General features: G+C 68.1%; 8 protein-coding genes. 6 read left to right on the forward strand and 2 right to left on the reverse strand.

Annotated elements, in window-relative coordinates; genetic code table 11:
* The first annotated feature begins 78 nt into the window (after window positions 1-78).
* The 6 genes from gpmI (at window position 79) to ACFQ2S_RS03775 (ending at window position 8,103) form a co-directional block, all read left to right on the forward strand.
* A complete protein-coding gene (gene gpmI, locus ACFQ2S_RS03750) occupies window positions 79-1,608 on the forward strand; it encodes a 2,3-bisphosphoglycerate-independent phosphoglycerate mutase (protein WP_386072829.1) in 1,530 nt (509 codons plus the stop codon).
* Entirely contained in the window at window positions 1,605-2,744 is a 1,140-nt protein-coding gene (locus tag ACFQ2S_RS03755) for a murein hydrolase activator EnvC family protein (protein ID WP_386072830.1), read from the forward strand. Before gpmI ends, ACFQ2S_RS03755 begins: the two co-directional genes overlap by 4 nt.
* Before the next feature lie 7 nt (window positions 2,745-2,751).
* Window positions 2,752-4,095, forward strand: coding sequence for a S41 family peptidase (locus tag ACFQ2S_RS03760; RefSeq protein ID WP_386072832.1), 1,344 nt, complete (start codon window positions 2,752-2,754; stop codon window positions 4,093-4,095).
* Between the two features lie 101 nt (window positions 4,096-4,196).
* Complete coding sequence (locus ACFQ2S_RS03765) at window positions 4,197-4,676, forward strand: RNA pyrophosphohydrolase (protein ID WP_386072834.1); 480 nt, start codon at window positions 4,197-4,199, stop codon at window positions 4,674-4,676.
* A 66-nt stretch (window positions 4,677-4,742) separates the two neighbouring features.
* Window positions 4,743-7,754 (forward strand): error-prone DNA polymerase, encoded by a 3,012-nt coding sequence (locus tag ACFQ2S_RS03770; RefSeq protein WP_386072836.1) that lies wholly within the window; start codon window positions 4,743-4,745, stop codon window positions 7,752-7,754.
* A 166-nt stretch (window positions 7,755-7,920) separates the two neighbouring features.
* Window positions 7,921-8,103, forward strand: coding sequence for a hypothetical protein (locus ACFQ2S_RS03775; protein WP_386072838.1), 183 nt, complete (start codon window positions 7,921-7,923; stop codon window positions 8,101-8,103).
* 43 nt (window positions 8,104-8,146) lie between these two features.
* Here ACFQ2S_RS03775 and ACFQ2S_RS03780 read toward each other — a convergent pair whose 3' ends face one another.
* Both ACFQ2S_RS03780 and ACFQ2S_RS03785 read right to left on the reverse strand, forming a co-directional pair.
* The gene (locus tag ACFQ2S_RS03780) at window positions 8,147-9,205 is read right to left on the reverse strand and encodes an alcohol dehydrogenase family protein (protein ID WP_386072840.1); all 1,059 of its coding nucleotides are present in this window, start codon (window positions 9,203-9,205) and stop codon (window positions 8,147-8,149) included.
* Between the two features lie 162 nt (window positions 9,206-9,367).
* Entirely contained in the window at window positions 9,368-10,579 is a 1,212-nt protein-coding gene (locus tag ACFQ2S_RS03785; protein WP_386072841.1) for a TsoY family (seleno)protein, read from the reverse strand.
* Window positions 10,580-10,632 lie beyond the last annotated feature (53 nt).

Below are 10,632 nucleotides of genomic sequence, written 5' to 3' on the forward strand. Positions count from 1 at the left end.
TGCCCTGCCTGCGGCGCTCTATCGGTTCCATTCCGGCGCTAACAGCACTACGAAAGGCGCAACCAAGGAGACCTCCGCATGAGCATTCCCAAACCTGTCGTTCTGTGCATTCTCGATGGCTGGGGCATCGGCACGCGCCCGCCCGAGGAAGAGGGCAACGCCCCGGTGCTTGGCAAGACGCCCACCTTCGACCGGCTGATGGCGACCTGCCCGAACGCCACGCTGGTGACCTTTGGCAATGCGGTCGGTCTGCCGGAAGGGCAGATGGGCAATTCCGAGGTCGGGCACACAAACATCGGCGCCGGCCGCGTCGTGGCGATGGACCTCGGCCAGATCGACTTGGCGATCGAGGATGGCAGCTTCGCCAAACGCGAGGCTCTGCAGGGCTTCATCGCGAAACTCAAGGAGACCGGCGGCACTGCGCATCTGTCGGGGCTGATTTCGCCCGGCGGGGTGCATTCGCACCAGGATCACATCCTCGAGGCCGCGCGCGTCATCACCAGCGCCGGTGTTCCGGTGCAGATCCATGCCCTGACCGACGGTCGCGACGTGGCGCCGAAATCGGGCGCGGGGCAGGTCGGCAGCTTCGAGGAGGCGCTGCCCGAGGGGGCGTATGTGGGCTCGCTGATCGGGCGCTACTTCGCGATGGACCGCGACAACCGCTGGGAGCGCGTGCAGCAGGGCTTCGACCTGATCGTCTCCGGCAAGGCCGAGAACGAAGCCGAGAGCGGCCGCGCCGCCTGCGAGGCCGCCTATGCCCGCGGCGAGACCGACGAATTCGTCAAGGCCACGAAGATCAAGGGCTACACCCAGCCCAGGGACGGCGACGGCCTGCTGTTCCTCAACTTCCGCGCCGACCGCGCCCGCGAGATCCTCTCCGCGCTGGCCGATCCCGAGTTCGACGCCTTCGACGCCTCCGCGCGGCCCCAGTGGGGCGCGATCTGCGGCATGGTCGAGTATTCCGACCGCCACAACGAGTTCATGGAGGTGATTTTCCCCGCCCAGGATATCGTGAACACCCTTGGCGAGTGGGTCTCCAAGCAGGGCAAGACGCAGTTCCGCCTGGCCGAGACCGAGAAATACCCGCATGTCACCTTCTTCCTGAACGGCGGGGTGGAGACGCCCTATCCCGGCGAGGACCGCTTCATGCCCAAGTCGCCCAAGGTGGCGACCTACGACCTGCAGCCGGAGATGTCGGCCCCGGAGGTGACGGAGAAATTCGTCGAGGCCATCGAGAAGGGCTACGACCTGATCGTCACCAACTACGCCAACCCCGACATGGTCGGCCACACCGGCATCCTCGAAGCCGCGGAGAAGGCCGTCGAGGCGGTGGACGAGGGGCTGGGAAAGGTTGTCGCGGCGCTGGAGAAGGTGGGCGGCGCGATGATCGTGATCGCCGACCACGGCAATTGCGAGACCATGATCGCCGAGGATGGCGGGCCGCACACCGCCCACACCACCAACCTCGTGCCGGTGATCCTGTTCAACGGTCCCGAGGGCGCCAAGCTGCACGACGGCAAGCTGGCCGACGTTGCGCCCTCGATCCTCGCGCTGATGGGCCTGCCGCAGCCCGGGGAAATGACCGGCGAAAGCCTGATCGACGCATGATCCGGCGCCTGCTGCTGGCCGCATCGCTTGCCTGCTTTGCCGGTGCGGTCACGGCCGAGACCGATCCCGCCGTCATTGCCCGCCAGGCGGCGGAGCAACTCGAGGCGGCGGCGCGGTCGCTGGAGGCCGCGGGCGGCGCCCGCGACCGGGTGCGCGCCCTGACCCAGACCGTCCAGGCCTACGAGGAGGGGCTTGCCGCCCTGCGCGCGGGGATGCGCCAGGCGGCGCGCCAGGAGCGTCTGCTGACCGAACAGCTCGATGCCCGCGACGCGGAGATCTCCCAGCTGCTCGGAGCGCTGACCTCCATCGAGCGTTCGCCCGCCCCCTTGCTGCTGCTCCACCCCACCGGCCCGGTCGGCATGGCCCGCTCGGGCATGATGCTGCGCGACCTCACCCCGGAGATCCAGGGCCAGGTCGAGAGCCTGCGCGCCTCGCTGACCGAGATCGCGGTCCTGCAGGCGCTTCGGGAGGAGGCGGAGGAGGCCGTGACAGCCGGGCTGAAGGGCGCGCAGGAGGCCCGCACCGCCCTGTCGCAAGCGATGGCCGACCGCACCGACCTGCCGCGGCGTTTTTCCGCCGATCCCGAGCGGATGCGCCGCCTGCTCGCCACGGCCGAGACCATCGACGCCTTCGCCGCTGGCCTCGGCACTCTGGCGCTCGGCCCGTCCGAGAATCCCGACTTCTCCGCGCTCAAGGGTCTTCTGCCCTATCCGGTGCAGGGCGTGGTGCTGCATGGCTTCGGCGCGACCGATGCAGCCGGCATCACCCGGCCCGGCGTCGTGATTGCAACCCGCCCTGGCGCACTCGTCACCGCCCCGGCCGAGGCCACCATCCGCTATGTCGGCCCGCTGCTGGACTACGGAAACGTGATGATCCTTGAGCCCGCCAACGACACTCTGGTGGTGCTTGCCGGCATGGGAACGGTCTATGGTGAGGCGGGCGAGCTTGTGGTCGCCGGTGCCCCCCTCGGCCTGATGGGCGAAGCGCCGCCGAATGTTCCGGCGGTTGCGGAAGAACCGCAGGAGATGCAAGAGAGTGGTGGCGTCGGGCGCAGCGAGACGCTTTATATGGAGCTGAGACTGGGCGAGGCCCCGGTGGACCCTTCGGAGTGGTTCACCCCGACACAAGGACAATGAGGACCGCATGAAGAAGTTCGTGATGGCCGCGGTGGGCGGCATAGTGGCAGGCACGGTCGTGACCACCCAGGTAGCCGGTCCGCTGATCGCCCAGGAAGCCGACAGGAACAGTTCCATCTACGAACAGCTCGACCTGTTCGGCGACATCTTCGAGCGGATTCGCGCGCAATATGTCGAGGAAGTCGACGAGCGCGACCTGATCGAGGCCGCGATCAATGGTATGCTGATCTCGCTCGACCCGCATTCCAGCTACCTCTCCCCCGACGACGCCGACGACATGCGCGTGCAAACCCGCGGCGAATTCGGCGGTCTCGGCATCGAGGTGACCCAGGAAGAAGGTTTCGTGAAGGTCGTCTCCCCGATCGACGACACGCCCGCCGACGAGGCCGGGATCGAGGCCGGCGATTTCATCACCCATGTCGATGGCGAGAGCGTGCTCGGCCTGACGCTTGACGAGGCCGTGGACATGATGCGCGGCCCGGTCGGCTCCGAGATTCTCATCACCGTGGTCCGCGAGGGCGTCGACGAGCCCTTCGACGTGACCATCATCCGCGACACGATCAAGCTCACCGCCGTGCGCACCCGCACCCAAGGCGACACCGTGGTCCTGCGGATCACCACCTTCAACGACCAGACCTACCCCAACCTCGAGGAAGGGCTGAAGGAAGCGGTCGAAGAGCTGGGCGGCATGGACAACGTCAACGGCTTCGTGCTCGACCTGCGCAACAACCCGGGCGGCCTGCTCACCCAGGCGATCAAGGTGTCCGACGGCTTCCTCGACAAGGGCGAGATCGTCTCCACCCGCGGCCGCGACCCGCAGGACGGCGACCGCTACAACGCCACCGAGGGCGACCTCGCAGAGGGCAAGCCGGTGGTGGTGCTGATCAACGGCGGCTCCGCCTCCGCATCCGAGATCGTCGCCGGCGCGCTGCAGGATCACCGCCGCGCCATCGTCGTCGGTACCAAGAGCTTCGGCAAGGGCTCGGTGCAGACGGTCATGCCGCTGAAGGGCGACGGCGCGATGCGGCTCACCACGGCCCGCTACTACACGCCCTCCGGCCGCTCGATCCAGGCGCTCGGCGTCTCGCCCGACATTGTCGTGCAGCAGCCACCGAGCCGCCCCGCAGCCGAAGAGGAGGAGGAGAACGAGGCCGTGAACCGGTTCTCCCGCTCCGAAGCGGATCTGCGCGGACGGCTGGACAACGACAGCCTGACCGAGGACGAGCGCCGCCAGATCGAGGAAGAGCGCCAGAAGGTCGAGGACGCCGCCGCCCTGCGCGAGGAGGATTACCAGCTGGCCTACGCCATCGACATCCTCAAGGGCCTCTCGGCCTTCGATCCGTCGGAGTGACGGGGAGGCAACCCGGACGAGGGGCGGCTTCGGCCGCCCTTTGCTTTTCGGCCCCCTCCGCAGCCCCTTGCGCTCGGCCAAATGGCCTCGGATAAGACGGCATGACCAAGGATCCCGCAAATCTCCCCTACCGCCCCTGCGTCGGCGTGATGCTCGTCAACGCCGAGGGGCATGTGTTCGTCGGCCAGCGCAAGGACAGCGACGTTCCCGCCTGGCAAATGCCCCAGGGCGGCATCGACAAGGGCGAGAGCCCCCGCGAGGCGGCCCTGCGCGAGCTCTGGGAAGAAACCGGGGTGACCGCCGACCTCGTCGAATGCGTCTCCGAAACCGAGGACTGGGTCCGCTATGACTTGCCCGCTGAACTGGTCGGCAAGGTCTGGAAGGGGAAGTACCGCGGCCAGGAGCAGAAATGGATTCTGTGCCGCTTCCTTGGCAGCGACGACCAGATCCAGATCGAGACAGACCATCCCGAGTTCTCCGAATGGTGCTGGCTCCCCGCCGGCGAGCTGGTCGAGAACATCGTCCCCTTCAAGCGCGCGGTCTACGAGGCCGTGGTCGAGGCCTTCTCCGAACATCTCTGATGCCGTCTGCGCGGCGCGCCGAGATTCCCGCTTCGAAAGAGAACAAAACGGGAATAAAATGAGGGGATGCCTGACTCGCCGCCCCATATCTCTGGTTCTGATCCATCCCCGCCCGAGGGCGATCTCGGTGCGGGCTTCGCGGAACTCTCGGCCACCTCCAACTTCAGCTTCCTGACCGGCGCCTCGCACCCGGAGGAATACATGGAACGCGCGGCCCTGACCGGGCTGGCGGCGCTGGTGATCGCGGACGAGAACTCGGTGGCCGGGATCGTGCGGGCCCATGCGCAGGCGCGGGAGATCGCGCGCATCGTGGCGGAGCGACAGGCGGCGGAGGCGGCGGATGGCCCGATCGGGCCGCCACGGCCCGCGCATCTGCCGGCCCCGCCCTCGCTCGCCATCCGCAATGTCCCGCGGCTGATCCCCGGCGCGCGGATCGTGCTGGAGGACGGGGTTTCCGTCACCGCGCTGCCGCGCGACCGGGCGGCCTGGGGGCGGCTGTGCCGACTGATCTCGCTGGGCCGGCTCCGGGCCGAGAAGGGGGGATGCCTGTTGCGGCTGGAGGACCTGCTCGAATGGGGGGAGGGGATGGAGCTGCTTCTCCACCCCGAGACCTCTCCAGGCGCGCTGCCGGATCCGGGCGGCGCGGGCGCGTGGCTGTCACGGGCGCAGCGTTTGACGCGCCGCTTCGGCGGGTCCGTGCACCTGGTGATGGCGCCGCGCTACGACGGCCAGGATGCCGCGCGGTTCGACCGGCAGGCGCGGCTGGCCGAGCGGCTCGGGGTCGACACAATCGCCTCTGCCGAGCCGCGCATGCACCACGGGCGTCGCCGCCAGATGGCCGATGTGCTCACCGCGATCCGCACCGGCTGCCGGATCGAGCAGCTGGGCCGTGCGGCGCTGGCCAATGGCGAGTGCCGCCTGCGCACGGAGGCCGAGATGCGGCAGATGCTCGGGGCCCACGCGGCGGCGGTGGACCGGGCCGGTCAGGTCGCCGCGCGTTGCCGCTTCAGCCTCGACGCCCTGCGCTACGAGTACCCGTCCGAGGTCACGGGCGGCGAGAGCGCGGATGGCCGGCTGGAGCGGCTGTCCCGCGAAGGGCTGCGCTGGCGCTACCCCTCCGGTGCGCTGCCCAAGGTCAAGGCGCAGCTCGAGCACGAGCTCGCGCTGATCGCAAAGCTCGGCTTCGCGCCCTATTTCCTGACCGTGCACGACATCGTGGCCTTTGCCTGTTCGCGCAACATCCTCTGCCAGGGACGGGGCTCGGCCGCCAATTCGGTGGTCTGCTACGCCCTCGGCGTCACCTCCGTCAGCCCGGAGATCGGCACCATGGTCTTCGAGCGTTTCGTCTCCGAGGCCCGCGGCGAGCCGCCCGACATCGACGTCGACTTCGAGCACGAGCGCCGCGAGGAGGTGATCCAGCACATTTACGAGCGCTACGGCCGCCACCGGGCCGGGCTCTGCGCCACCGTGATCCACTACCGGGGCAAGCGGGCGGTGCGGGAGGTGGGGGCGGCGATGGGACTCAGCCAGGACACCGTCGCCGCGCTCTCCAGCCAAATCTGGGGCTGGGGCAACATGAAGGGGATGGAGGATGCGCGGATGCGCGAGATCGGGCTCGACCCGACCGACCGCCGTCTGCGCCAGACCATGCGCCTGATTGCCGAGATCCAGGGCTTCCCGCGCCACCTCAGCCAGCATGTCGGCGGCTTCATCGTCACCGAGGGCCGGCTGGACGAGCTCTGCCCGGTGGAGAACGCCACGATGGAGGACCGTACGGTCATCCCCTGGGACAAGGACGACATCGACACCCTCGGCATTCTCAAGGTCGATATCCTCGCGCTCGGCATGCTGACCTGCATCCGCAAGGCCTTCGACCTGCTGGAGCAGCATCATGGGCTCGATTACACGCTCGCCACCCTGCCGCCCGAGGACCCGGCGACCTACGACATGCTCTGCAAGGCCGACAGTCTCGGCGTCTTCCAGGTCGAGAGTCGGGCGCAGATGAACTTCCTGCCCCGGATGCGGCCGCGCTGCTTCTACGACCTGGTGATCGAGGTGGCGATCATCCGCCCCGGCCCGATCCAGGGCGACATGGTTCACCCCTACATCCGGCGCCGCAACGGCGAGGAGGAGGTGCGCTTCCCCTCCGACGCCCTCGGCGCGGTGCTGGCCAAGACCCTCGGCGTGCCGCTCTTCCAGGAGCAGGCCATGCAGATCGCCATCGTCGGGGCGGGCTTCACGCCGGAAGAGGCGGACCGGCTGCGCCGCTCGCTCGCGACCTTCAAGAAGCACGGCAACGTCAGCGAATTCCATGATCGCTTCATGGCCGGCATGCGCGCCAACGGCTACGACGAGGACTTCGCCGCCCGTTGCTTCAGCCAGATCGAAGGCTTCGGCTCCTACGGCTTCCCCGAAAGCCACGCCGCGAGCTTTGCCTTGCTGGTCTATGCTTCGGCCTGGCTCAAGCGGCACCATCCCGGCGTCTTTGCCTGCGCCCTGCTGAATTCGCAGCCCATGGGATTTTACGCCCCGGCGCAGATCGTCCGCGATGCGCGCGAGCACGGGGTGACGGTGCTGCCGGTCTCGATCAACGCCTCCTACTGGGACAACGTGTTGGAACCCGACGGGCGCGGCGGGCTGGCGCTCAGGCTCGGGTTCCGGCAGATCAAGGCGATGCGGGAGGAAGAGGCGGGCTGGATCGCCGCCGCCCGCGGCAACGGCTACCTCGCGCTGGAGGAGGTCTGGCGCCGCGCCGGCACCCCGCCCAACCTGCTGGAAGTGCTGGCCGAGGCTGATGCCTTTGCCGATATCGGCCTGAGCCGACGCGAGGCGCTGTGGGAGGCGCGGGCGCTCCGTGCGGCACGGCCGCTGCCGCTCTTCGCCGGCGGGCTGGAGGGCGAGGGGATCGTGGAGCCCGCGGCCCACCTGCCGGAGATGACGCTCGGCGAGCAGGTGGTGGAGGATTACGTCTCCATGCGGCTCACCCTGCGGGCCCACCCGCTGGCGCTGCTGCGGTCGCGGCTGACCCCGGGCCGCAGGGCGCCGCTGCCACCTCCGAAATCCGTTCCCGAGCGCTGATCTGCTTGCTATCATTGCCCCAGTCGGCGCGCTGCGCGGCCCGTCCGGGCGAAGCCTTGATCCAGATCATTGGGATAGCCGTCGTGAAGGGGCAGCCTGTGAGCCATCGGATCCCGTGCATCGCGCAAGACCCGACTCGGATTGTCATGCTGGTGGAGAGGAGGCCATGACGAGCAAGCCAAACAAGGGTGCGAAAAAGGCGAAGAAGGGCGCGGACAAGGCCGCAAAGGCGGGAACGGACCGTCTCGAGAAGGTCCCCGAAGCCGCCGAGAACATGGAGCACACGCTGCGCCGCCTCAACGCCGAGAAGGAAAAGAAGCGGGCGCAGAACCCCGGTCTCTATCTCTGAGAGCCTTAGCTCGGAACAACGACGTGCGCCGGACGCCTCCGGCTCACGTCTCCTCGTTCACGGCCAGAACGATCTTGCCGATATGCGCCTTGGCCTCGAAGGCCTCCTGCGCCGCACCGATCTCCTCCAGCGGAAAGACCCGCGCCACGAGGGGGGCGATCCGGCTAGCTTCGATGTGGTCCATCAGGTTGGGAAACACATCCGGGTCGAGCACCGTGCAGCCGAACAGGCTCAGATCCTTCAGGTAGAGCGTGCGCACGTCCAGCGTCACCATCGGGCCCGCGATCGCGCCCGAAACGGCATAGCGCCCTCCCGGCCGCAGCACGTCCAGCATCAGCGGCCAGTCCGGACCGGCGACGAGGTCGATCACCACGTCCACGCAGTTCTCGCCGAGCGCCTTCAGGCTGTCGGCATCGCGGGCCACCGTCTCGTCGGCCCCGATCTCGCTCAGCGCGGCCGCCTTGCTGGAACTGGTCGCCGCGATCACATGCGCGCCCCGTGCCTTGGCGAGCTGCACGGCTGCCGACCCCACGCCGCCCGAGGCGCCGGTTACCAGCACTCGGTCGCCTTCGCAGACGCTTGCGCGGGTGAGCATGTTCTCGGCGGTGGAATAGGAGCAGGGAAAGGAGCCGAGCTCGACGCTGCTCAGCGGGCTGCGCACGGCATGGGCATGGCGGGAGGCGACCACGGTGAACTCCGCAAAGCCCCCGTCGACCTCGGAGCCGAAGTACCACGGCTGCTCCAGCATCCGCCCGCAGGCCTCGCGGAGGCTCGGTTCGACAAGAACGCGCTCGCCGATGCGGCTGTGCGGCACGCCGGTGCCGACGGCGACGATCTCGCCGCAGACATCCGCGCCCTGGATGCGCGGGAACTGGAGCGCCTTGCCGGTCCAGCCTGAATCCGCCGCATCGTTGTCTCGCTTGGAGTACCAGCCGACGCGGGTGTTGATATCGGTGTCGTTGACGCCGGCGGCGTGGACCCGGATCAGCACTTCGCCCCGGACCGGCTTCGGCACCGGAAAGTCGGTCCGAAAGGAGAGCGCCTCGGGGCCGCCGTGGCCCGTCAGGCACACGGCTCTCATACGGTCGGGGATCGGTTCCATCGCACGCTCCTCTCGCTGCCGGTCCGGCAGAAGCTAACGGAGGCCGCTGCAGGATGCGACCCCCAAGGCCCGGAAAGTGCAGGATAGAAGATCGAAAGGGCGCGGGCAGCAAAACGGGCGGCCCGCAGGCCGCCCGTCCTGTCCTTGCCGCGAGTGAGCGGGTTATTCGGCCGGCACCGCCGCGCCCGGTTGGCTCTTGCCGAAATGCTGCCGGTTGAGCCGGACCACGAGGGCGATCATCGCGACCTGCAGGGCCACCGCGATGGCCGAGATGGCGAGATAGGCCAGCGAGTACTTGTCGACGATCCCCGAGGCAACGAGCCCCTTGTTCAGCCAGAAGTGCAGCATGACCGAGAGCGCGACGCCGGGGCAGACCAGCGCGTAGGAACCCGGCGAGGTCTTGGAGCCGAAGACGAAGTCGTTCCAGTAGTGCTGGCGGCGTAGCACGAGCAGCCCGAGCGAGAGGAAGATGATCTGAACCGTCATCAGCCGGGTCAGGAAGACCAACGTCTCGACCGGCGCCGAATGGGCGTCGAAGGTCACATGCATGCCGTGCGATTGGCGCAGGAACATGATCCCCAGGACCGTCATGATCGGCACGACGATCATCAGCGTCGGCCCGGCTTCGCGCGCGGTGCCGTGGTGCAGCATCGAGTTGAACGCGGTGATCGCGGCGACGGCGGTATAGATGATCGAGGCAAACCCGAAGAAAGTCGATCCGATCAGCGCGATCCCGGCGATCACCGTATTGTGGCTCATCGCGGCCGGCGCGGCAAAGCCCACCGCCACCATCGCCAGCGCGAAGGCCGGCAGGAGCTGGGCGAAGGAGTTGTGCGCGGTGACGTCGAAGAGCCCGCCCTTGGCCAGCACCCGGCCGAGGAAATCGCCGATATAGCCAAGCGCCTGCAGGCCGATCAGCAGGAACGCGATCATGGCGAAGGGAAAGAGATACTCCACGATGCTCCAGAGCTGGGGCACCAAGGCGAGCCCGGCCACGAACATGCCGTTCACCGCCATCGCCAGCGCCAGGGGCATCGCGAGGATCGAGGTCTCGCCGTTGGAGTTGCGCAGGCGCTCGTAGGCCTCGGTCCGGCGGAAGGCCGAGAAGGCGCGCAGGTTCCAGACCAGGTATTTCAGGTTGAGGAAGACGAAAACTGCGATCCCGATCCAGGCCACGAGGATCGCCGCCTGCTGGATCGCGCCGCCGGTGGTGAGCGCGGCCCAGATGTGCTCGAAGGTCGGCACCGGCACGCCCGGGTGCGGCACCCAGAAGAACAGATACATGAAGAACGACACGGACAAGCCGCCAGCGCCGAGCGAGGCGAGGAAGTAGAGCGGTGAGTAGTTGTCGGCAGGGCGTGTGGACGAGGACATCGATTCTCTCCGTCAAATTCGAGTATGTGAATATGAAATCACGAGAAGAAGCG

Origin of the sequence: Tropicimonas aquimaris, from assembly GCF_042676185.1 — a bacterium.
In the GTDB taxonomy this organism is placed as follows: Bacteria; Pseudomonadota; Alphaproteobacteria; order Rhodobacterales; family Rhodobacteraceae; genus Tropicimonas; species Tropicimonas aquimaris.

What these genes read in the sequence shown, in the direction of transcription:
- ACFQ2S_RS03780 (WP_386072840.1), bottom strand. Translation starts at nt 9,205, where the DNA reads ATGGAACCGATCCCCGACCGTATGAGAGCCGTGTGCCTGACGGGCCAC.
- ACFQ2S_RS03760 (WP_386072832.1), top strand. Translation starts at nt 2,752, where the DNA reads ATGAAGAAGTTCGTGATGGCCGCGGTGGGCGGCATAGTGGCAGGCACG.
- gpmI (WP_386072829.1), top strand. Translation starts at nt 79, where the DNA reads ATGAGCATTCCCAAACCTGTCGTTCTGTGCATTCTCGATGGCTGGGGC.
- ACFQ2S_RS03770 (WP_386072836.1), top strand. Translation starts at nt 4,743, where the DNA reads ATGCCTGACTCGCCGCCCCATATCTCTGGTTCTGATCCATCCCCGCCC.
- ACFQ2S_RS03755 (WP_386072830.1), top strand. Translation starts at nt 1,605, where the DNA reads ATGATCCGGCGCCTGCTGCTGGCCGCATCGCTTGCCTGCTTTGCCGGT.
- ACFQ2S_RS03785 (WP_386072841.1), bottom strand. Translation starts at nt 10,579, where the DNA reads ATGTCCTCGTCCACACGCCCTGCCGACAACTACTCACCGCTCTACTTC.
- ACFQ2S_RS03775 (WP_386072838.1), top strand. Translation starts at nt 7,921, where the DNA reads ATGACGAGCAAGCCAAACAAGGGTGCGAAAAAGGCGAAGAAGGGCGCG.
- ACFQ2S_RS03765 (WP_386072834.1), top strand. Translation starts at nt 4,197, where the DNA reads ATGACCAAGGATCCCGCAAATCTCCCCTACCGCCCCTGCGTCGGCGTG.